Annotated in this window: 19 protein-coding genes; 3 read left to right on the forward strand and 16 right to left on the reverse strand. The window is 69.8% G+C overall.

Features of this window, described 5'->3' with window-relative positions:
• Positions 1–5: 5 nt before the first annotated feature.
• The 15 genes from obgE to B5D66_RS18620 form a co-directional block, all read right to left on the reverse strand.
• Entirely contained in the window at positions 6–1,370 is a 1,365-nt protein-coding gene (obgE, locus tag B5D66_RS18550) for a GTPase ObgE (RefSeq protein WP_078763022.1), read from the reverse strand.
• A gap of 151 nt (positions 1,371–1,521) precedes the next feature.
• Complete coding sequence (gene rpmA / locus B5D66_RS18555; RefSeq protein ID WP_078763023.1) at positions 1,522–1,782, reverse strand: 50S ribosomal protein L27; 261 nt, start codon at positions 1,780–1,782, stop codon at positions 1,522–1,524.
• 12 nt (positions 1,783–1,794) lie between these two features.
• A complete protein-coding gene (gene rplU / locus B5D66_RS18560; protein WP_078763024.1) occupies positions 1,795–2,106 on the reverse strand; it encodes a 50S ribosomal protein L21 in 312 nt (103 codons plus the stop codon).
• 227 nt (positions 2,107–2,333) lie between these two features.
• On the reverse strand, positions 2,334–5,222 hold the full coding sequence (locus tag B5D66_RS18565) for an Rne/Rng family ribonuclease (RefSeq protein ID WP_078763025.1): 2,889 nt from the start codon (positions 5,220–5,222) through the stop codon (positions 2,334–2,336).
• A gap of 156 nt (positions 5,223–5,378) precedes the next feature.
• Positions 5,379–6,194, reverse strand: a complete 816-nt coding sequence (locus B5D66_RS18570) for a TIGR03936 family radical SAM-associated protein (RefSeq protein ID WP_078763026.1) — start codon at positions 6,192–6,194, stop codon at positions 5,379–5,381.
• A gap of 524 nt (positions 6,195–6,718) precedes the next feature.
• Positions 6,719–8,653: a TIGR03960 family B12-binding radical SAM protein gene (locus B5D66_RS18575; protein WP_078763027.1), complete on the reverse strand. Its 1,935-nt coding sequence runs from the start codon at positions 8,651–8,653 to the stop codon at positions 6,719–6,721.
• 103 nt (positions 8,654–8,756) lie between these two features.
• Positions 8,757–9,923: a rod shape-determining protein RodA gene (gene rodA, locus B5D66_RS18580; RefSeq protein ID WP_078763028.1), complete on the reverse strand. Its 1,167-nt coding sequence runs from the start codon at positions 9,921–9,923 to the stop codon at positions 8,757–8,759.
• 9 nt (positions 9,924–9,932) lie between these two features.
• The gene (mrdA, locus tag B5D66_RS18585; RefSeq protein WP_235001091.1) at positions 9,933–12,116 is read right to left on the reverse strand and encodes a penicillin-binding protein 2; all 2,184 of its coding nucleotides are present in this window, start codon (positions 12,114–12,116) and stop codon (positions 9,933–9,935) included.
• Positions 12,113–12,661, reverse strand: coding sequence for a rod shape-determining protein MreD (gene mreD / locus B5D66_RS18590; protein WP_235001092.1), 549 nt, complete (start codon positions 12,659–12,661; stop codon positions 12,113–12,115). The genes mrdA and mreD overlap by 4 nt, the downstream gene beginning before the upstream one ends.
• Positions 12,658–13,773, reverse strand: a complete 1,116-nt coding sequence (gene mreC, locus B5D66_RS18595) for a rod shape-determining protein MreC (RefSeq protein WP_078763030.1) — start codon at positions 13,771–13,773, stop codon at positions 12,658–12,660. Before mreC ends, mreD begins: the two co-directional genes overlap by 4 nt.
• Before the next feature lie 51 nt (positions 13,774–13,824).
• The gene (locus B5D66_RS18600; RefSeq protein ID WP_078763031.1) at positions 13,825–14,859 is read right to left on the reverse strand and encodes a rod shape-determining protein; all 1,035 of its coding nucleotides are present in this window, start codon (positions 14,857–14,859) and stop codon (positions 13,825–13,827) included.
• Positions 14,860–15,089: 230 nt separating this feature from the next.
• Entirely contained in the window at positions 15,090–15,497 is a 408-nt protein-coding gene (gene ndk, locus B5D66_RS18605; RefSeq protein ID WP_078763032.1) for a nucleoside-diphosphate kinase, read from the reverse strand.
• Between the two features lie 155 nt (positions 15,498–15,652).
• On the reverse strand, positions 15,653–16,048 hold the full coding sequence (locus B5D66_RS18610; protein WP_078763074.1) for a DUF4233 domain-containing protein: 396 nt from the start codon (positions 16,046–16,048) through the stop codon (positions 15,653–15,655).
• 2 nt (positions 16,049–16,050) lie between these two features.
• Positions 16,051–17,379 carry a bifunctional folylpolyglutamate synthase/dihydrofolate synthase gene (locus B5D66_RS18615; protein WP_078763075.1) on the reverse strand — a complete coding sequence of 443 codons (1,329 nt, stop codon included), beginning with the start codon at positions 17,377–17,379 and terminating at the stop codon, positions 16,051–16,053.
• A gap of 189 nt (positions 17,380–17,568) precedes the next feature.
• On the reverse strand, positions 17,569–19,023 hold the full coding sequence (locus tag B5D66_RS18620; protein WP_078763033.1) for an LVIVD repeat-containing protein: 1,455 nt from the start codon (positions 19,021–19,023) through the stop codon (positions 17,569–17,571).
• Between the two features lie 246 nt (positions 19,024–19,269).
• Here B5D66_RS18620 and B5D66_RS18625 point away from each other — a divergent pair, with 246 nt between their 5' ends.
• Positions 19,270–19,962 carry a DUF305 domain-containing protein gene (locus B5D66_RS18625; RefSeq protein ID WP_078763034.1) on the forward strand — a complete coding sequence of 231 codons (693 nt, stop codon included), beginning with the start codon at positions 19,270–19,272 and terminating at the stop codon, positions 19,960–19,962.
• Positions 19,963–19,994: 32 nt separating this feature from the next.
• Here B5D66_RS18625 and B5D66_RS18630 read toward each other — a convergent pair whose 3' ends face one another.
• On the reverse strand, positions 19,995–20,525 hold the full coding sequence (locus B5D66_RS18630; RefSeq protein ID WP_078763035.1) for a hypothetical protein: 531 nt from the start codon (positions 20,523–20,525) through the stop codon (positions 19,995–19,997).
• A 102-nt stretch (positions 20,526–20,627) separates the two neighbouring features.
• Between B5D66_RS18630 and B5D66_RS18635 the strand changes: the two genes are divergently transcribed.
• Positions 20,628–21,335 carry a response regulator transcription factor gene (locus tag B5D66_RS18635; RefSeq protein WP_078763036.1) on the forward strand — a complete coding sequence of 236 codons (708 nt, stop codon included), beginning with the start codon at positions 20,628–20,630 and terminating at the stop codon, positions 21,333–21,335.
• Positions 21,332–22,603 (forward strand): HAMP domain-containing sensor histidine kinase, encoded by a 1,272-nt coding sequence (locus B5D66_RS18640; protein ID WP_078763037.1) that lies wholly within the window; start codon positions 21,332–21,334, stop codon positions 22,601–22,603. Before B5D66_RS18635 ends, B5D66_RS18640 begins: the two co-directional genes overlap by 4 nt.
• Positions 22,604–22,616 lie beyond the last annotated feature (13 nt).

Raw genomic sequence — 22,616 nt, forward strand, 5'->3', positions numbered from 1 at the left:
ACGGGTCAGCCCAGCCGGGAGTCGGTTCCGCGCGGACCGATCGGAGTGCTCTCGCTGTCGATGGTCGGGTCCCAGTCGAACACCACGGAGTCCTCCTCGGTCCCGATGTACACCTCGGCCCCGATGGTGGCGCCGGCCTTGGCCAGCGCCTCCTCGATGCCCAGACGGTTGAGTCGATCGGCAAGATAGCCGACCGCCTCGTCGTTGGAGAAGTCGGTCTGGCGGACCCAGCGCGCCGGCTTGTCCCCGCGGACCCGGAAGGTGTTGTCCCCCAGGGGGACGACCTCGAAGGGCACCTCGCCGATCTCGCGCGGCCGCAGCACGATGCGGGTGGCTTCGGGCGCGGGGCGGGCGGCGCGTGCCGCCGCGACCTGCTCGGCCATGGCGAAGGAGAGTTCGCGCAGCCCCTCGCGGGAGGCCGCCGAGACCTCGATGACCTTGAATCCGCGCTCTTCGAGCATGGGACGGACGAAGTCGGCGAGCTCGCGGCCGTCGGGCACGTCGATCTTGTTCAGCGCCACGATGCGGGGCCGGTCGGAGAGGTCGGTGCCGGTGAGCCCGGCGTAGGCGATGAGCTCGGCCTCGATGACCTCGAGGTCGCTGACGGGGTCGCGTCCCTGCTCGTAGGTCGCGCAGTCGAGCACGTGGACCAGGGTGGAGCAGCGCTCGATGTGGCGGAGGAAGTCCAGTCCGAGTCCCTTCCCCTCGCTCGCTCCGGGAATGAGCCCGGGGACGTCGGCGACGACGAACTGGGTGGCCCCCGCCTCGACCACGCCCAGGTTGGGAACCAGCGTGGTGAAGGGGTAGTCGGCGATCTTCGGGCGGGCCGCCGAGAGCGCGGCGATCAGGGAGGACTTGCCCGCGCTGGGAAATCCGACCAGCCCGACGTCGGCGATGGTCTTCAGTTCCAGCCGGACGTCGATCTCTTCGCCGGCCTCGCCTTTCAGCGCGAACCCGGGCGCCTTGCGCCGGGGGGAGGCGAGCGCGGCGTTGCCCAGTCCCCCGCTGCCGCCCTGGGCGATGACCAGGCGTGTGCCGACCCCCACGAGGTCGGCGATGACCTCGCCGTCCATGCTGGTGACCACCGTGCCGTCGGGGACCGGTAGCACCAGCTCGGCCCCGTTGGCGCCGGCCCGGTGTCCGCCCTGTCCCGGCGTGCCGTTTCCGGCCTTGCGGTGCGGACGGCGCTGGTACTCCAGCAGCGTGGCGGTGTTGGCGTCGACCTCCAGCACGACGTCGCCGCCTCTGCCGCCGTTTCCGCCGTCGGGTCCTCCCAGCGGCTTGAACTTCTCGCGGTGTACGGAGGCACAGCCGTGCCCGCCGTCACCGGCCTTGATGTGCAAGACCGCTTCGTCGACGAAGTCCGGCATGTCTCTCCTCCTACTGCTTGTCCCGCTGTCCCCGGTCTTCCGGGGGCGTTCCCCGCGCCGAGCGGGCGGTGGTGGTGCCAGAACGCAGGAAGGGCGGGCCAGTGCCTGGCCCGCCCTCCGCTACGAGGCAATACGTCGCGTCGCGCCGGCCTTACTGGGCCGGGGTCGGGACGATGTTCACGGCCTTGCGGCCACGACGGGTGCCGAACTGCACCTGGCCCTCGACGAGCGCGAACAGGGTGTCGTCACCGCCACGGCCGACGTTGTCGCCCGGGTGGAAGTGGGTACCCCGCTGGCGGACGAGGATCTCGCCGGCCTTGACGCTCTGGCCGCCGAACCGCTTGACACCGAGCCGCTTGGCGTTGGAGTCGCGCCCGTTACGGCTGGACGATGCGCCCTTCTTGTGTGCCATGTCGAGCTCCTCCTACTTCGCGGCGATGCCGGTGACGCGAACCTGGGTGTACTTCTGGCGGTGGCCCAGGCGCTTCTTGTAACCGGTCTTGTTCTTGTACTTCAGGATGTTGATCTTGGGACCCTTGGTCTCGCCAAGGACCTCGGCGGTGACCTGGTAGCCGCCCAGTTCGGCGGCGTCGCTGATGACCTTGCCGTCGTCGACGACAAGCAGCGGTTCCCACGTCAGCGTCGAGCCGACCTCGTTGGTGACCCTGTCGATGTTCAAGACGTCATCGACAGACACCTTCTCCTGCCGGCCGCCCGCTCGCACGATCGCGTACACCGGGAAACTCTCTTCCTGCTCGCTTCAGAAAAAATGCGCTCTAAATTGACCGCAGTCTCAATACCGCCCGCTCCCCGACGGGGGCGGAGGAATCGAAGTCAGGTCTCGGGCGCGCGAACGATTGGGGCGCGCCGACGCACCGACCCTTAGATTACCATCCGCCCGCCGGGGGCGAGCACGTCCGATAACGGTGCCGATCACACCGTTACCGTGCCGGTCGCCGGGCGTTACCCGGCCTCGACCACTGCGGTCTCGGGGGTCGAGGCGGACTTGCCCCGCCGGGTCCGACGCCGCCGTGGACGCTCGGAGCCGGTCTCGGCGCCGTCCGCCTCGGCGGCCGGTGGCGCCTCCTCCGGCTCGGACACCGCCTCGGCGGTGCCCTCGTCCGCCGCCGGCTCAGTGGCCTGCGGCTCGGCGGCGGTGTCCTTCTTCGACTTTCGGGAGGTCTTGCGCGGAGCCTTCTTCTCCTTCTCCTTCTCCGGCTCCGCCGACGCCGCCTCGGGCTGTTCGCCGCTGGGCTGCTCCTCGTCCTGGGAGGCCGGGGCCTCGCCTTCGGTCACGGCCTTGTCGGCCTTCTCAGCGCCGCCCTTGCCCTTCTTCTTGCGGCCGCTTCCGCCGTTGCCGTTGCCGCCGCCCTTGGACTCGACCGGTTCGGTCGACAGGATCAGACCGCGACCGTTGCAGCACTCGCAGGTCTGGGAGAACGCCTCCAGGAGGCCCTGTCCGACCCTCTTGCGGGTCATCTGCACCAGTCCGAGGGAGGTGACCTCGGCGACCTGGTGCTTGGTGCGGTCGCGTGACAGGCATTCGAGCATGCGGCGCAGGACGAGGTCGCGGTTGCTCTCCAGCACCATGTCGATGAAGTCGATGACGATGATGCCACCGATGTCGCGCAACCGGAGTTGGCGCACGATCTCCTCGGCGGCCTCCAGGTTGTTCTTGGTGACCGTCTCCTCGAGGTTCCCGCCCTGACCGGTGAACTTGCCGGTGTTGACGTCGACGACCGTCATGGCCTCGGTGCGGTCGATCACCAGCGAACCGCCGCTGGGCAGCCAGACCTTGCGTTCCAGCGCCTTGGCGATCTGCTCGTCGACCCGGTAGGCCTCGAAGACGTCGCGTTCGTCGGTCCAGTGCGCCAGGCGGTCGGCCAGGTGCGGGGCGACGTAGTCGACGTACTCGCGGACGGTCTCCCAGGCCTCGTCACCTGAGACGACGAGGCTGGAGAAGTCCTCGTTGAACACGTCGCGCACGACGCGGACCGTGAGGTCGGGCTCGCTGTAGAGCAGCGCCGGGGCGGTCGCCGACTTCGACTTGCGCTTGATCGACTCCCACTGGCCGGCCAGACGCGCGATGTCGCGCTCCAGCTCCTCCTCGCTGGCCCCCTCGGCGGCGGTCCGCACGATGACGCCGGCGTTCTCCGGCATGACCTTCTTCAGGATCTGCTTGAGCCGGGCGCGCTCCTTGTCGGGGAGCTTGCGGCTGATGCCGGTCATGGTCCCGTCGGGAACGTAGACCAGGTAGCGGCCGGGCAGGCTGATCTGGCTGGTCAGGCGGGCGCCCTTGTGTCCCAGGGGGTCCTTGGTGACCTGCACCAGGACCGACTGGCCGGACTTGAGGGCCGACTCGATGCGCTTGGGCTGCCCTTCCAGTCCCGAGGCGTCCCAGTTGACCTCGCCGGCGTAGAGCACCGCGTTGCGCCCCTTGCCGATGTCGACGAACGCCGCCTCCATCGAGGGCAGGACGTTTTGCACCCGCCCCAAGTAGACGTTGCCGACGTAGGACTTGTGGGTCACCCGGTCGACGTAGTGTTCGACCAGGACGTCGTCCTCGAGAACGGCGATCTGGGTGCGTTCGCCGATGCGGCGCACCACGAGGTCGCGCTTGACCGACTCGCGGCGGGCCAGGAACTCCGACTCGGTGATGATCGGGGCGCGTCGCCGGCCCTGCTCGCGCCCTTCGCGTCGGCGCTGCTTCTTGGCCTCCAGGCGGGTGGAACCGCGGACGGCCTGCACCTCGTCCTCGATCGGGGACGCCGCGCGCGGCTCGCGGACCCGCACCACCGTGTTCGGCGGGTCGTCGGGGGCCGGACCGCTGTCGTCGACGTCGGCCCCGGAGCGCCGACGCCGACGGCGGCGGCGACGGCTGGAACCGCCGTTCTCCTCCTGCGCCGTCTCCTCTGCGCTCTCCTCGTCCTCGGGGTGTCCTGCGCCCTCGTCCGACTGGTCGTCCTCGTCCGCGCCGGCCTCGGCCTGCTCCTCGTCCCCCTCGTCGGCGCTACGTGACCGGCCGCGGCCACGGCCGCCACGCCGCCGCCGGCGGCGGGAGGGGCGCTCGTCGTCGGAGTCCTCGCGAGCCGAGACCTCCTCGGTCTCCTCGAGCTCCTCCTCCTCGGCGTCGACGTCGGCGTCGGGAAGGGGCGTGGCCGGTTGCTGGGCGACCGGGGGCTGGAAGACGACCATGGGAGGCTGGAAGGTCACCGCGACGGTGCCGGCCGGGGCCGCGACCACGGGCGAATCCGTGGAGCTCTTCTCCGGCTGGGCGGCGGTCTCCTCGGCGGCCTTCTCCTCGGTGTCGGCCTGCGCCGGTTCCGCGGCCTTGGCGCGCTTGCTCCGAGTGCGGGTGCTCCGGGTGGTCTTCGCGCGCGTGCCCCTCGCGCCCGTGCGGGGTTCCTCGGCCGTGACGGTCTCCTCCGGTTCCTCGGAGGAGGGCTGCTGCGGCTCCTGCGCCGCGGGCGGCGTCACCGGGGGCGCGGGCTCGGGCTCGGGTGGCGGCCCCGCCGGGCGGGTGCGGGTACGCCCCTTCTTCACCGTGGTCACCCGGACCGCGGTCTTGTCCTCGGCGGGCGGCTCGGCGTCGGTCGGCACGGATTCCACCGGGACATCGGCGGCGGCGACCGTGATGGGGCCCGTCGGGGCCGCCGCGGGCGCCGGCTCGGGCTCGGGCGGCGGCCCCGCCGGGCGGGTCGCCACCGCGCGGCGGGAGGCGGTACGCCGCCTGCCGGCCGTCCCGTTGCCTACGGCCTGGACCTCCGGGGTCTCGGTCGTGTTGGGTTCAGTTGTTTCAGTTGTGCGTCCCGCGGTGCCCTCGGCACCGCTGTTGGGCTCGTTCTCGAGCATCCGGGTGGTCTCCCGTCAGAGTCCTCGGGCGCGGCAGTGGCCTTTTCCGCCACGGCCGCTGCGCGCGAGAACTGTCGTCGCTATGTCGGCGCCGGCAGCGCGCCTGGCACCGCCGGGTCAAAGTCCTGAGGGCGCGCCCACGGTCCCCGATGGAGGTCACTCATGTGACGTGCTCCGCGTGGGCGCCGACGGCCGTGATGTCCTCTCCTCGGGTCCGGCGGAGACGGGGTGATCCGTCACCTCGCCGGACTCGGCCCGTTTCCGCCCGGCGTCGAGGGCGGCCGCGTCGTCCGCGGCGAACGGGTCGGCGATCTCGCCGGAGGCTCCGTCCAGCGGCCCCTGCGCCAGCCTGGTCATCAGTGGTGATGACGGGGGCGCGAGGCCGGCCACCTGGCGGAGGCCGGACACCACGTCGTCCGGTCGGACGGCAGGTGTCGTATGCCGTACGACCATCCGAAGTATGGCATATGTCTCGTCTTGTTCCTTTGCGGCGCGCCCGTCCACTTCCAACTTGAGAACGGCCGAGCGGACATCGAAGCGGCGACGGCCTTTCTTGGTGAGCCGCTCCACTTCGATCGTGTCGGCCGCAAGGAACGCGGCCGCCGCTGCCGCGGCGTCGTCGGGGGCGACGCCCGGCATGTCTACCCGCCACTCCGATGCCTCCAGGCGGTCGACCAGACCACCCGCCGCGGCCGCCACCACTGCGACGACGTCGATGCCCTCGGGCATCGCCGCGTCGAGCCGAACACGCACCTGTTCGGGATCGGCGGTCTCGGTCAGCACGAGTTCGAAGTACTCCGCCTCGCTCGCCACCCCGGTGGGGGCGGCGCCCGTATAGGAGATCTTGGGATGAGGTGTGAACCCTGCCGAGAAGGCGACGGGAATCCCGGCCCGGCGCAGTGCGCGCTCCAGCGCGCGAGCGATGTCGCGATGGCTCGCGAACCGCATCCGACCGCGCTTGGCGTAACGCACACGCAGCCGTTGGCCCTGGATTCCGGTGGAGGGCGAGGTGGTGCCCTCGGGTGCGGGGGGCAGCGCTGCTCCTTTCCTCGAGTACTCCCGCGCAGGTGCATTCCGCGAGCGGCGCGCACCCACCTGGGAGATTCACGTCCTATTTAGCGTACGGTGCGCTCCGGGAGCCTCGCGCCATCGGCCCGGGCGAAACACCCGGCGCGCAGCGCGCGACGCCGTCGACGAAGGAACCGAACGGTACCGGACTCCGTGACGGATCACACACTTAACAGCTGTTCCCATCCAAGGACGACTTGAAAAGCGTTCAGATCAGTTGCCTCCCCCACAGTTCACCATGTGGACACCTTGACCCGCCGGGACGCCGCTGAACTGGGGCGATCCATGCCGAAAATATTTTTCTCGGCATTTCGCAATCTTTGGCAACCTTTTCCATCTCTTGATCGTCAAGTACACGTACGGCCCGGCGCGAGCGGGGCGCCGGGCCGTGCCCAGGTGAGAATCCGGCCCGTTGGGGCCGGAGGAGGTCAGACGACCGTGAGCGGCAGCAGCTTGGAACGGTCGGTCGGACCGATCTGGATCTGGGTCCCCATACTGGGGCACACCCCGCAGTCGTAGCAGGGGTTCCAACGACAGTCGTCGACCTCGAGCGACTCCTCGCCGTGCAGCGCGTCCTGCCAGTCCTGCCACAACCAGTCGCGGTCGAGACCGGCGTCCAGGTGGTCCCAGGGGAGCACCTCGTCACGCTCCCGCTCGCGCACCGTGTACCAGTCCAGGTCCACGGGTTCGCCGCTGAGCCCCTTCTCCGCGCACGACGCCCACCGCTCGTAGGAGAAGTGCTCGCTCCAGCCGTCGAAACGCCCGCCGTCGCGCCAGACCGCCTCGACGACCCGGCCGACGCGGCGGTCCCCCCGGGAGAGCAGTCCCTCGATGATGGAGGGGCGTCCCTCGTGGTAGCGCAGGCCGATCGACTTGCCGTACTGACGGTCGCCGCGCAGCCGGTCCCTGAGCTTGCGCAGCCGCGCGTCGACCACCTCGTGCGAGGTCTGCCCGGCCCACTGGAACGGGGTCTGCGGCTTGGGGACGAACCCGCCGATGGAGACCGTGCACCGGATGTCCTTGCGTCCGGTCACCTCGCGGCCGGTCTTGATGACCTCGCGTGCGAGGTCGGCGATGGCGAGCACGTCCTCGTCGGTCTCGGTGGGCAGTCCGCACATGAAGTAGAGCTTGACCTGTCGCCACCCGGCCGCGTAGGCCGCGGTGACCGTGCGGATCAGGTCGGCCTCGGTGACCATCTTGTTGATCACCCGGCGCATCCGCTCGCTGCCCCCCTCGGGCGCGAACGTCAGCCCCGAACGGCGCCCGTTGCGGGTGAGCTCGTTGGCCAGGTCGATGTTGAAGGCGTCCACCCGGGTGGAGGGGAGCGACAGCCCGGTGTTGGTGCCCTCGTAGCGGTCGGCGAGGCCCTTGGCGATCTCACCGATCTCGCTGTGGTCGGCGCTGGACAACGACAGCAGGCCGACCTCCTGGAAGCCCGAGGAGGCGACCCCCTGTTCCACCATCTGGCCGACCACCTCCTTGCTGCGCTCCCGGACGGGGCGGGTGATCATCCCGGCCTGGCAGAACCGGCAGCCCCGGGTGCACCCGCGGAAGATCTCCACGCTGTAGCGCTCGTGCACCGACTCGGCCAACGGGACGATCGGGTTCTTCGGGTAGGGCCATTTGTCCAGGTCCATGACGGTGTGCTTGCGCACCCGCCACGGCACCCCCGGCCGGTTCGGGGCGACCTTGCCGATACGGCCGTCGGGCAGGTAGGTGACGTCGTAGAAGCGCGGCACGTAGACGCCGCCGCTCCCGGCCAACCGCAGCAGCACGCCGTCGCGTCCACCGGGCCGCCCCTCGCGCTTCCACTCGCGGATGACCTCGGTGATGGCCAGCGAGATCTCCTCGCCGTCACCGAGGACGACCGCGTCGAGGAAGTCCGCGATGGGTTCGGGGTTGAACGCGGAGTGGCCGCCGGCCAGCACGATCGGGTCGTCCTCCCCGCGCTCGGCGGAGTGGATCGGGATGCCCGCGAGGTCCAGCGCGGTGAGCATGTTGGTGTAGCCCATCTCGCTGGCGAAGCTCAGGCCGAACACGTCGAAGGCCCTGATCGGACGGTGGGCGTCGACGGTGAACTGGGGGACGCCGTGCTCGCGCATGAGCCGCTCCAGGTCCGGCCAGACCGCGTAGGTGCGTTCGGCGAGCACCCCCTCGCGTTCGTTGAGGACCTCGTAGAGGATCTGGATCCCCTGGTTGGGAACGCCGACCTCGTAGGCGTCGGGGTACATCAACGCCCAGCGGACCTCTGCCTCGTCCCAGTCCTTGGTGACGGAGTTGAGTTCACCGCCCACGTACTGAATCGGCTTTTGCACGCCGGGTAGAAGTCTCTCCAGACGCGGGAAGACGGATTCGATGGGCATGACGATGGGCCTTTCGCGGAATGCCTGCGGTCCACACTGGTAGCACTTATCACTCCAGGCTAGTCGGTGTCGCCGGCCCCGTGCCCGCCCCGCCGGGGCGCTCCTAGCCGAATCCCCGGTCGCGCGCGTAGATCCCCAGTACCAGCCCCACCGCCGTGAGGTTGGCGACGGCCGCGGTCCCACCGTAGGAGACGAACGGCAGGGGCAGGCCGGTGATGGGCATGATCCCCAGGGTCATCCCGATGTTGATGAAGCACTGGAACGTCATCCACACGGCCACGCCGACGCACACCAGCCGGCCGTAGGGGTGGTCGCACTCCCGCGCGATCTGCAGCGTGCGCCAGATGATGAACGCGAACAGGCCGATGATGAGGGAGCTGCCGAGGAACCCGAGCTGTTCCCCGGCGACCGTGAAGATGAAGTCGGTGTGCTGTTCGGGGACGAAGTTCCCCCGGGTCTGTTCGCCGTCGAACAGCCCCGTCCCGATGAACCCGCCCGACCCGATCGCGATGAGCGCCTGGTTGGCGTTGTATCCGGCGCCCCGCGGGTCCGCGGTGGGATCGACGAAGGTCGCGAAGCGGGCGAGCTGGTAGTCCTGGAGCAGCCCGAACCACCACACCGACAGGGCGCCGACCACCCCGCAGCAGATCAGCCCGATCACCCACCGGATGGGGGCGCCGGACAACGTGAGCATCCCCAGGTAGATCGAGCACAGGACCATGGCGGTGCCCAGGTCGGGCTGGGCGAGGATGAGCCCCAGCGGGACGGCCAGGGCGACCAGGCTGAACAGCACGTCGCGGGTCATGGGGGCGTGTTCGCCGTCACGGGGCTCTCCCAACAGCATGGCCACCCCGAGGATCAATCCGATCTTGGCGACCTCGCCCGGCTGGGCCTGCATGCCGCCGATGACGATCCAGGAACGCGAACCGTTGATGACCTCGCCGAGGGGGGTGAGCACGAGCGCCAGGCCGACCACGCCCACCAGGTAGACGATGGGGGCGTAGGCCCGCGGGACCCGGTAGTCCACCGACGCGACCAGGAGGCAGGCGACCAGGCCGATCGCCACGTGCACCAGGTAGCGCCGCAGGTACTGGGTGGACTCCAGCGGATCGCCGTCGGAGGCGGTGGAGGCCCACACCAGCAGGGCGCCCACCGCGCACAGGACGAGCACGCAGGACAACAGCGGCCAGTCGATCCGACGCGGCCGGGCCGCAAGGAGGCGACCGGCGCGCGTGGACCACGAGCGTTGCGAGTTGACATAGAGCGACATCTCAGCGTCCTACTTCTCATAGCCCTCGGGGGCGGCGACCGTGCCGTCCGAACGGACCGTGGGGAGCTCGGCCGGAGGACGACCGCCGGGCAGCGCCGGCGGCCCCACCCTGCCCGGGGGCGTCTGCCCGTCCGCGCCCTGCTGGGCGGCCCCGCCGTCGGCCGGCGTGGCGAACCCGTAGATGCCGTCGTAGATCTCCCTGGCGACGGGGGCGGCTGCGGCACCTCCGGTTCCCCCCTGGGAGATGAACACGACCACGGCGAACTGCGGATCGTCGGCGGGCGCGTAGGAGGCGAACCAGGCCGACTCCCGCTTGCCCACGATGGTCGCCGATCCGGTCTTGCCCGCGATGGACACCTTGTCCTGCGGGAAGCCGGCGAACGCGCCCCGCGCCGTCCCCTCCTTCGGCACGTCCTCCAGGGCGTCTTGGAGGTAGGTCAGCGTCGTGTCGTCGATCGGGAGCCGACCGGCCACGACCGGCTCGATGCGCTCGACCTGGCGGCCGTCCGCGGAGACGAACGCCTTGCCCACGCGCGGCTCGTACAGCGTTCCGCCATTGGCGATGGCCGCGTACGCGCGTGCCGTCTGCAACGGGGTGACGAGCACGTCTCCCTGGCCGATGGCGAAGTTGGCCGCGTCACCGGCCCGCCAGACATGGCCCTCCAGGCACTGTTCGTGCGCGACCTTCTTGAGGTACTCGGCGTGGGCCGGGTCCTCCTTCGCCACCTCGGGGTAGCCGGTCTCGGCGCGTTTGCAGCTGTCCTCCCTGGTGGCCTCCCAGTACTCCTGTTTCCAGCGCCTGTCGGGGATGCGACCGGAGGACTCGTGCGGCAGGTCCACCCCCGTGGGCTGGCCGAACCCGAACCCCTTGGCCATCCTCGGCATCGGGTCCTTGGGGTTGGCCACCGGCCTGGTCCCCCCGTCGGCCCGCCACATGTCGTATCCGAACTGGTAGAACACCGTGTTGCAGGAGACGACGATCGCCTTGTGCAGGCTGATGCTGCCATGGGCGCTGCTCTCGTAGTTGCGAAACGCCCGGTCTCCGACGTTGATCGAGCTGGGGCAGGCGTAGGACTGCTCCAGCGGCGCGCCGTTCTCGACCGCGGCCGCGAGCGAGGCCACCTTGAACGTCGAGGCCGGCGGGTACTGCCCCTGCAACGCCCGGGAGGTCAGGGGCTCGCCGGCCTCCTTCGAGAGCAGACGGTCATAGGTCTCCTGGTCGATCCCGCCGTTCCAGACCTCGGGGTCGTAGGTGGGCACGCTGGCCATGGCGATGACGCCACCGGTGCGCACGTCCATGACCACCCCGGCCGCCGAGTCGGCCGGGTAGCCGGCCTGCTTCGCCCGTTCGATGCCCCTGGCCAGCGCCTTCTCCACGATGTCCTGGACGTCTGCGTCGATGTGGGTCACCAGGTGCTGGCCGGGCCGGGGCGCGGACTCCGAGACGATCCCCGTGACGTTGCCGTGGTTGTCCACCGCGAAGGTGCGTACGCCCGGCTCGCCGCGCAGCCGGTCGTCGTAGACCGCCTCCAACCCGTCGCGCCCCACGCGGTCCACCCCACTGAAGCGCGCGCGCAGCTCCTCCCGCTCCTCCAGCTCCTCCTGGGTGACCGGTTGCAGGTACCCCAGCATCTGGGCGGCGTTGTCGGCACCGGGGTACTCGCGTACGGCCTGTTGCTGGGCGGAGATCCCCGGGAACTCGTCCTGTCGTTCCATGATCTGCAGGGCCACGCGGGGCTCGACGTCCTCGGCCAGCGTGATGGGCTGGTAGGGCGATCCCGGCCAGCAGGGCCGGCTCACCGTGGGGCCGCACAGGCGTGTGCGCCCGCGGACCTCCTCGAAGGGGCGGTCGAGGATGTCGGCCACCCTGCGCAGTACCGCGTCTCCCCCGTCCTCCTGCTCCAGCAGGGCGTGGTAGTCGGCCGAGACGACCAGCTCGGTGCGGTTGCGCACGAGCGGTACCCCGGAGGCGTCGATGATCTGACCGCGCGTCGCCGGAACGATCAGGTCCTGGGTGTGGTTGGCCGCGGCCAGGCGCGCGTAGTGTTCGGCCCTGGGCACCTGGAGATACCACAGCCGGCCGGCGAGCACGGCGAACAGGCTGAGCACCAGGATCTGGGCCAGGAACAGGCCGAAACGGCCGGGCCGGCGGGCTTCGTGCCGCGCGTGAGCGGCGCGTCGTCTGGTTTTCACCTGCGGATCCTCCCTCCAGCCCAGGGGACATCGCCGATGGAGGCGTACTCGTCCCGGTCGAAGAGCCGCATCAGGCGGTTCACCGGGTAGACCACGAACGGCGCGACGATCATGGTCAGCAGCAGGCTCAGCGGGAGGTCGTGGAGGATCGTCTCAGCGCTCACGCGAGGGTCACCGACCGCCAGGCCGACGAAGGCGTGTCCCAGGCCGACGCCCACCGTGGTCGCCGCGACCACCCCCAGGGGCCACAGCCCCGACCTCCACGAGGTGTCCCGCAGCGCTCCCACCAGATATCCGGCCACGGCCAGCACCAGCGCGTAACGTCCGATCTGGGAGTCGGCCGGCGGCAGGACGTCCACGGCGAGGCCGGCCGCGAACCCGAGGAGCGCCCCGACCGCGGAGGAGGTGCGCAGGGCCACCACGGCCAGGACGAGGACCACCAGGTTCGGCCCCACCCCCCATGGGAACGGAATCCGGTTGACCAGGGCCGTCTGGACCAGCACGGTGAACGCCACCAGGGCGAACGCCGTCAATCCCCGCCTCACGTCTGCTCCCCCTCCGCCGTGTCGTCGGGTCTCCCGCTCTCCCCGGGGACCGGCCGCGCCTCCTCCAGGACCCCCTGGGGAGGAGCGGGCTCGATCGTCTCGATCGTGGAGTCCTCGTGGCCGCCCCCTCCGTCGGCGCCCGGTCGCCCGGGAATCGTCTCCCCCGGCAGCGGGACGCCCTCCTCACGCCGGGTGGGGGGCGGGACCGTCGCCTGACCGGCGAGTTCCTCCTGGGGGGTGGAGGGGGCGAGGGGTTCGCGCGGCTCGGTCTCGGGTTGCCCGACGACCACACCGACGATGTCGATGCGGCTGATGTCGACCGCGGGTGTGACGTCCGCGGTGCGGGTCAGCGCTCCGGGGGTGTCCCGGACGGAGTGGATGGTCCCGATGGGGACCCCGGGGACGAAGGGCGTGCCGTCGTGGGAGCCCAACGTGACGATGCGCTGGCCCTTCTCCACCGTCGCGCTGCCGTCCAGCAGCTCGAAACGCAACGGCGCCCCGTGGACCAGCGACCTGGATCCGCCCCTGATGACCCCGATCTCCTTGGTCTCCTCCATCCGGGCCCCCACCGCGGAGGAGCCGTCGGTGACGAGCAGGACGGTGGAGGTGCGTTCGCCCACCCCGGTGACGCGGCCGACCAGTCCCTCGCCGTTGATGACGGTCATGTTCTCGCGCACCCCGTCACGGGAGCCGACGTCCAAGACGATGTTGTCGGCGTATCCCTGGGTCGTCATCCGGGTCACCGCCTGGGCGGGAACGACCTCGTAGCCGCCCAACCCGGCCAGCCCGAACAGGCGGTCCAGCTCCGCCGCCCGGGAGGCGTCGACGTCACGGCTGCGCAGGGCGTGCACCAGTTCCGTGTTGCGCGCCTCCAGTTCCTCGATGCGCTCACGCGCCCCGGGAGCCGTCACCAGCGCGGCATAGGCGTCGGAGACCGGCCCGGTGACCGAGGAGACCGCCGCGGAGACCGGGAGGAAGACGGCCCGCCCCGCCGCGCGGGCGCCATCGGTGACCGGGTCCTCCTCGTCCCTGGAGTCCAGTACCAGCAGGACAACGGACACCACGACGAGCAGGCCCAGGAAGAGGCGGGAGCGGGCGTTGTCACGCAGCATGTCAGGGTCGCCTCCCGCTCCAGGTTTCGGTGGATCGGATCGGCGTCATGCTCATCGCCGCCGTTCGGGGACCAGCACCTGGTTGAGGCGCTCGTAATCCTCGACGCAGGTGCCCGAACCGATCGCGACGGAATCGAGCGCGTTGTCGGCGATGTGGATGGGCATCCCCGTCTCGTGCCGCAGACGCTCGTCCAGGCCGCGCAGCAACGCCCCGCCCCCGGTCAGGGCGATCCCCCGGTCCATGATGTCGCCGGACAGCTCCGGCGGGCACTTGTCCAACGTCGTCCGGACCGAGTCGATGATGGTGGCGACCGGTTCCTCGATGGCCTGGCGAACGTCGGCCGCCGACAGGACCACCGTCTTGGGCAACCCGCTGACGAGGTCGCGGCCGCGCACCTCGGCGTGCGGCTCCTCGCTTCCGGTCGGGTAGACCGAGCCGATGGCGACCTTGAGCTCTTCGGCCGTGCGCTCCCCGATCATGAGGGAGTACTCCTTCTTGACGAAGGACATGATCGCCTGGTCGAGTTCGTCCCCGCCCAGGCGCATGGACTGGGAGATGACGATTCCCCCCATGGAGATGACGGCGACCTCGGTCGTGCCCCCGCCGATGTCGACGACCATGTTGCCGGTCGGTTCGTGCACGGGCAGTCCGGCGCCGATCGCGGCGGCCATGGGCTCTTCGATGATGTAGACGCGGCGTGCTCCGGCCTGGTACCCGGCCTCCTTGACGGCACGGTGCTCCACGGAGGTGATGCCGCTGGGAACGGCCACGACGATGCGCGGTTTGGCGAAGTGGCGTCGTCGGTGGATCTTCTGGATGAAGTAGCGCAGCATGCGCTCGGTGATCTCGAAGTCGGCGATGACGCCGTCCTTCAAGGGGCGCACGGCGATGATGTTGTTCGGCGTACGGCCGATCATCTGCTTGGCGTCGATGCCGACGGCGACGATCTTGCCGGTCGAGGTGTTCAGGGCGACGACCGAGGGCTCGTTGAGAACGATTCCCCGACCTCGCACATACACCAGCGTGTTCGCCGTACCGAGATCGACCGCCATGTCACGGCCGAGAAAAGCAAGGTTATTGGTCATGAAACGTCCTCAGCGGCGCCAATCGGGTGCTGCCTACCCGGGGCGGTCGATACGGTGCCGATCAGCATGGAAGCGGATCGAGTTACCCGTATCGTAACGCTCAGCAGTTGCATCGTTACGCAAACACACCGATTGGGTCACCGCGAGAGGACGTAATCGCGATGGCGGCGGGTCCTTCGGTGGGGGTTCGGCGTGCCGCGGCACGCCGAACCCCCACCGAAGCCGGGCGATCAGGCCAGCTCGGGGAAGAAGAGCTTGATCTCGCGCTCGGCGGAGTAGGTGGAGTCCGAACCGTGCACGATGTTCTGCTGGACCTCCAGGGCGTAGTCGCCGCGGATCGTGCCGGGGGCCGCCGCCACCGGGTCGGTGGCTCCGGCCAGGGCGCGGAAGGCCTCGACCGCGCGCTCCCCCTCGACGACCATCGCGACGAGCGGCCCGCCGGTGATGAACTCGACCAGCGACTCGAAGAACGGCCGGGAGGCGTGCTCCTCGTAGTGGGCCTTGGCCGTGTCGGCGTCGAGCGTGCGCATGTTCATGGCGGTGATCTTCAGGCCCTTGCGCTCGATGCGCGCGATCACGTCACCGATGATGTTGCGTCGCACGCCGTCGGGCTTGATCAGGACAAGGGTGCGCTCCACGATGGTTCTCTCCTCGGCAGGTAGACGTCGATGCGTGGATTCGGGGGTTTCGATACTTCCCAATGCGGGAACCCACCTCCGGCCGTGCGACACCCTATCGGCTCCGCCCCCACACCACCCGCGTGACAAGGGATCCCGCTCCGCCGCGGAAAGGGTCAGGAAGGACGTGGAGCACCGGGCTCGCCGGTTACGGACGGCCCCGAAGCCGCCGCCTGACCTGCCTGATGGGCCGCGTAAGCCGCCTGCATCGCGTCGGTGCGTCGCCCCAGGAGCACGCCCGCCACCCACAGTCCCACGAACACCACCCCCAGGAAGAGCAGCCCGTCGACCAGGAAACCGCTGAGGAGGAGAAGCCCCTGCAGGACGCAGGCCGCGTAGAACCCCCAGCGGCGGCGCTGGAGGAAGGCCAGCACCAGCGCGGCGAAGGCCAGGCCACCCCAGACGCCCCCGGCCAGGGCCGGGGGATGGTCGCTGATCTGGATCGCGACGGGAACCGCGAGCCCGATGACGATGACCTCGAAGGCCAGGACGACGGCGCAGATGGTACGCAACTTCACTGCCTCTCAGAGGACGCGGAGGGGCCGCCGGAAGCGCCCTTGAACAGGTGCTGGGCGTCCCCGGCGGTGACCACGGAACCGGTGATGAGCACACCCGCCCCGCCGAACTCCCCCGTCTGTTCCGCCAGCGTGACCGCCAGGTCGATCGCGTCGTCGAGCCGTCCGGCGAGATGGACCCGTTCGGCGCCGAAGACCTCCTCGGCGAGCTGCTTGAGTTCCTCCGGCGCGAGGCTGCGCGGCGAGGAGTTCCGGGTGACCACGACCTCGCTGAGCACCGGCTCAAGCGGACCGAGAATGCCCTCGATGTCCTTGTCCGCCATGATGGCGACGACCCCCACCAGCCGGGTGAAGGTGAACGCCTCCTCCACCGCGCGGACCGTCGCGGCCATGCCGGCCGGATTGTGCGCGGCGTCGACGAGCACGGTGGGGCTACGCCGTACGACCTCCAGACGGCCCGGCGAGCTGACACCGCCCAGGGCGGCGCGCACCAGTTCGGTGTCGAGCTGCTCGTCACCGTCGCTCGGGGCGGCGAACGCCTCGACCGCGGCGACCGCCACCGCGGCGTTGTTCGCCTGGTGCTCGCCGAACAGCGGCAGGAAGACACCCTCGTAGGAGCCGCGCAGGCCCTTGAGGTCGAGCTGCTGACCGCCCACCGCGATGTCACGGTGGACGACGCCGAACTCCATTCCCTCCCGGGCCACCCGCGCGTCGACCTCGACGGCACGGCGCAACAACACCTCGGCCGCCGCGACCTGCTGCTGGGCCAGGACCGCGACGGAGCCCGGCTTGATGATGCCGGACTTCTCCTCGGCGATGCCCTCGACGGTGTCGGACAGGTAGTCGGTGTGGTCGAGGCCGATCGGGGTGATGACCGCGACGTCGGCGTCGATGACGTTGGTGGCGTCCCAGGTGCCTCCGAGGCCCACCTCGATGACCGCCACGTCCACCGGCGCGTCGGCGAAGGCCGCGTAGGCCATGGCGGTGAGGATCTCGAAGAACGACAGGGGGACCTCGTTGCCGGCGTCCACCATCTCCACGTAGGGCAGGATGTCGGTGTAGGTCTCGACGAAACGCTGTTCGGAGATGGGCTCGCCGTCGATGACGATCCGTTCTCGGATGGTCGTCAGGTGCGGGCTGGTGTAGCGCCCCACGCGCAGGTGCCGTTCGCGCAGCAGCGCGTCGATCATGCGCGCGGTGCTGGTCTTGCCGTTCGTCCCGGTCACGTGGATGGTCCGGTAGTTGCGCTGTGGCTCGCCCAGGAGGTCCATCAGCGCGCGGATACGGTCCAGCGTCGGATGGATGAGCGATTCGCCGGCGCGGGCCATGATGGCCGCTTCGACGGCTGCGTAGTCGGAGGTCGAGGTCACGGTCTTCCGAAGGTCGAGGTCGGTGGAGATCCACTCCGAGTCTATGTCCTGGTCCGCGGCTGCCCCGTCCGGCCCGCTGGAGGTGGGTGCGACGCGGCGTGGCCCGCCGTCTCCGGGACGGCGGGCCACGCTCAACGGACTCGGGTCCTACCCTCTACCCGGCTTGTAGTGGGGCTGGGTCTGCGGGTTGAACTCGGTGTACTCCACCTTCTCCGCCTGCTTGAGGCGTCGGTCCTCCACCTTCAAGACGTCCAGTCCCTTCTGGATGTCGGAGGAGTAGATGTAGCCGTTGTAGTAGTAGGCCGACCAGGAACCGCCCATGCTGAGCTGCTCGGAGAGCGGGCCACGGTCGAAGTAGCCGATCTCCCTGGCCCGGGCCGGGTTGTTGAAGTCGATGATCGACACGCCGCCCTGGTACCACGACTGCACGAAGTAGTCCTTGCCCTGGACGGGGATCAGCGACCCGTTGTGCGCGACGCAGTTCTCGTTGGCGCCCTGCAGACGCGGGATCTTGTAGTACCCGGCGAAGTTCAGCTCCGGGTCGTTGGCTCCCGGACCGATCCTGCCCTTCAGGGTGAAGATCGCGTTCGCCCCGTGTTCCGGTGCGGTCTGATCGGTGCAGGTCGCCGCGCCCCCGCCACCGAGCTCGTCGGTGAAGATCACCTTCTTGCCGTCGTTGCTGAAGGTCGCGGAGTGCCAGAACGCGAAGTTCTCGTCCTGCACCCTCTCCACCACGACCGGTTCGACCGGGTCGCTGATGTCCATGAGGATTCCGTCACCCATGCAGGCGCCGGCGGCGATGTCGCGTTCGGGGTAGACCGTGATGTCGTGGCAGCCCTGGGTCGGCCGGGACAGGCCGGGCTGGTCGTGGTTGCCGCCGTCCGGGAACAGGACGGGCTCGTTGACGATCGCGGCCGAGGCCGGGTCGTCGAGCGGCACCTCGATGATCGCGATCTTGTCGTGCGGAGGCTGGCAGTTCGGGAAGTTCGCCGAGGGAGCGTAGGAGGAGACGTAGAGGTAGTCGGTCTTGCCGTCCTCGCCGGGAACCAGCGTGTGGGTGTGCGAACCACAGTCCGTACGCACGGCGGCCACGTACTGCGGTGCGCTCTTGTCGGAGATGTCGAAGATCCGGATGCCCTCGAAGGCGTCGGCGTTGCCGGCGTTGCTCGCCGGGCTTCCGCAGTTCTCGTCGGCCCGGGGATAGTCGACGGAGAAGTAGAGCAGGTCCCCGCTGACGGAGATGTCCCCCTGTCCCCCTTCACACAGCACCTTGCTGACGATGCCGGGCTCGGTCGGGTCGGAGATGTCGTAAATGACAAAACCGTTGTAATTGCCGTCGATGACGTAGTCACCGGTGAAGGCGAGATCGGTGTTGTAAGCGGCCTGAGTGTCGAACGGTGCGGGCTTGGGGACGTTCGCGACATGGGTGATGTTGTCGCTCATCACGACTTCACCGATGCCGGGAAGCTCATCGGCGGCCGCGGGAACGGCGCCGAGCGAGGTGGTCAACGCCAGGGTCACCGCACCGGCGAGTGCGCCGGTACGCCAGAGCCCTCGGGTCCGGGGCGCGCGTCCTGTGGACGGCCCGGGGGATGTCGGCATGTGCTCTCCTCTTCCGATGCACACCGGAAAATACCGCGAAGATACATAGCGGCATCGACCATTGCATAGAGGTTGAGAATCACTAAAACCACTCACTCAGCTATTAACGCAGATCAAACGTCATAAATACATACAGTCACCGGTTCCGGGGGAGACCGGTACTGGACAGGACGCCGCTCAAGTGAGTAGACAGGCGCCGACGGGCGTTCCCATGGGCGTCCGGCCCACCCGACGGAAGGAGCACCCATGCGGCGTTGGCTTGCCGTGGTAGGAGGAACCATCCTGGTGGTCCTCGCGTCCGCCTGCGCCCAGGAGACTCCTCCCGTGTCCGACGGCACCCCGGTGCTCGCTCCCGGGGCCCCCGGGGAGTCGGCCTCTCCCGCCACCGAGGAACAGATCGCCGACGCCACCGCCGGCGTGCGACACAACGAGGCCGACGTGGAGTACGTGCGCAAGATGATCGCCCACCACGAACAGGCATTGGAGATGACCGCTCTGGTGGAGGGGCGGGCCCGGCTCGAGGAGATCGAGGGGATCGCCGGCCGCATCTCCGCCGCCCAGGGGCCCGAGATCGAAGCGATGCAGAGCTGGCTGGAGATCAACGTCCACGGCCCCGCCCGCGGTAACCCCGCCCACCAGGACTACTGCGGCCTGGAGGGCGAGGACTCCCACCACGGGGGAGTCTGCGCGCCGGTGGACCACGCCGACATGCCCGGCATGGCGACCCCCGACCAGCTCGCCGAACTCGAGGCCGCCGAGGGCCGGGAGTTCGACGAGCTGTTCGTGGAACTGATGACCGCGCACCACGAGGGCGCGATCAGCATGGCCGAAGAGGTGCTCGGCGACGGCGAGAACCCCGTGGTCAACCAGATGGCCTCCGACGTCATCGTCGAGCAGCGGGCCGAGATCGAGCGCATGGCCGAGGTCGTCTCCGACTAGGCCGGCTCCCCGCGGACCCGCGGCTGCGCCGATCAGTCGTCGCTGTCGTCGTCACCGTCGTCGTCTCCCTGGGGTGCCAGGGCCGGCTTGCCATCGGCGCAGTGGATCGTCATCTCGACGTCGTCCTCGGTCCCCTCGAACTCCACCCACACCTGGGGGGCCGGACCGTCGTCGTAGTCGTCCACCGTGTGCCCCTGGGCCGGCGCCCACCATTCGAGCACCGCGGTGGTGCCGGAGCAGCTGGCCGCGACCGTTCCGGCCGTGCTTTCGAGGATCTCGACCCGGTTGTTCGAAGGCGCGTCGGGATTGCGCTGGGCCCCCTCCGGCGGGTCCGCGGTCCCTCCCGTCTCCGAGGGGCTGGGCTGCGGTTCGGTCGAGGGACCACCGTTCCCCGGCGCGGCCTCGGCCTCCAGCCGCTGTTCCACGCTGGCCTGGGACAGCGGTTCCGCGGACTCGGAGGTGATGCCGGTGCCGAGCAGGTTCACCGCGGTGATGCCGACCCCGACGGCGACGACGGCCGCGGCCAGCCAGCCGCCGACGGCGAAGAGGGACTGACGCTTCATGGTCCTACTGTGCCAAGAGCACCCCTAACACAGGGTTAAGGCCCCACTATCTGCACCTTTCAGAGGGCCTGCGGGCTTCGCGCATTCGTTAACGTTCACAGCGTGGCCCAGCTACTGCTCATCGAAGACGACCCCACGATCCGTTCCTCCCTCTCCCGCGCGCTCGGTGAACGCGGGCATGCCGTCTCCTCCGCCCCGACCGCCATGTCCGGCCTGCGCGAAGCCGTCGACGCCCGTCCCGACCTCGTTGTTCTCGACCTGGGACTGCCCGACCTCGACGGGCTGGAGATGCTCCGGATGCTCCGGGCGGTCTCCCGGGTCCCCGTCATCGTGGCCACGGCCCGCGACGACGAGGCCGAGATCGTCCGCGCGCTGGACGCGGGCGGCGACGACTACGTCGTCAAACCGTTCAGCGCGGCGCAGCTCGACGCGCGCATCCGGGCGGTGCTGCGCCGACTGGGCAGCGACTCCAGCGGCGACGAATCGGTGACCGTGGGCGAGCTGCGGGTCGATCCCGCGTCACGTGAGGCGACCCTGGAGGGACGCCAGCTCGACCTCACCCCCAAGGAGTTCGACTTGCTGCACTACCTGGCGGCGCGGGCCGGTCAGGTGGTATCGAAGAAGGAACTGCTCACCGAGGTGTGGCAGGTCCCCTACGGGGGAGCGGACAAGTCCGTGGACGTCCACCTGTCGTGGCTGCGCCGCAAGCTGGGCGAGACCGCGCAACGTCCCCGCTTCCTCCAGACCGTGCGCGGTGTGGGGGTGAAGCTCTCCGCACCGCGTGACGGCGAGGAGGGCGGCAAACGATGAGAAGACGTCTCACCCTGCTGGTCGGCGCGACGACATCGTTGATCCTCGTCGCCTTCCTGGTCCCGCTCGCCCTGTTGGTCCAGCGGGTGGCCTATGACCGCGCCCTCAGTTCGGCGTCGCTGGAGGCCCGGACGCTGAGCGTGTTCGCGGCGACCGGCAACGAGGACGCCCTGCGTCAGGTCGTGCAGAAGACCAACACCAGCGAGCCGTTCCCCGTGACGGTGTACCGCCCCGACGGCAGTGTGATCGGGGAACCGGCCCCCGAGTCGGACGCGGTCCGCCTGGCCCGCAGGGGCCAGACGCTCAACGTGGAACTTCCCGACGGCGGGATCGAGGTGCTGTTCAGCGTCGGCGCGCGCGACGGCACGTCGGTGACCCGTGTCTACGTCGCCGAGGAGCACCTGCGGGCCGGGGTGTACCGGGCGTGGCTGATCCTCGCCCTGCTGGGGGTCGCCCTGCTCCTGATGAGCCTGCTCGTGGCCGACCGGCTGGCCCACTCGCTGGTCCGCTCCATCGACGAGCTCGCCGACACCTCACGGAGACTCGGCGAAGGGGACCTGAGCGCGCAGGCCAAGCCCAAGGGACCGGCCGAGATCAAGGCGGTGGCGGCGACGTTGAACACCCTCGCCGCGCGCATCAGCGACCTGCTGGTCCGCGAACGCGAACGGGTGGCCGACCTGTCCCACCGGGTCCGCACACCGTTGACCGCGCTCAAACTGGACGCGGAGTCCCTGCGCGACCCCGATGACCGTGAACGGCTGGAGTCCTCCATCGCGGCGCTGGAGCGCGCGGTCACCCAGAGCATCAACGACGCCCGCCGTCCCGCCGCCGATGGCGGGCGCTGCGACGCGACACGGGTCGTGCGCGACCGGGTGGAGTTTTGGACCGTGCTCGCCGAGGACCAGGAGCGGCGGCTGGACGCGGACCTGACGGACCGTCCCCTCATGGTCGGCCTGGCGGCCGACGAGCTGGAGTCCGCCGTGGACGCGCTGCTGGGGAACGTGTTCGCGCACACCCCCGAGGGCACCGCGTTCTCGGTCCGGTTGAGCGCCCTGGCCGAGGGCGGGGCGATCCTGGTGGTCGAGGACGAGGGCCCCGGCCTTCCCGAGGCCGCCACCGAGCGTGGCCACAGCGGCGCCGGTTCCAGCGGTCTGGGCATCGACATCGCCCGCAGGGCGGCGGAGTCCTCCGGCGGGTCCTTCTCCGCCGAGTCGCCCGCCGGCGCCCGCATCACGTTGCGGCTGGGACCGCCGGCCCCGGTCGTCTGACCGCCCGGCTCCA

It is taken from the genome of Marinactinospora thermotolerans DSM 45154 (genome assembly GCF_900167435.1).
GTDB lineage: Bacteria > Actinomycetota > Actinomycetes > Streptosporangiales > Streptosporangiaceae > Marinactinospora > Marinactinospora thermotolerans.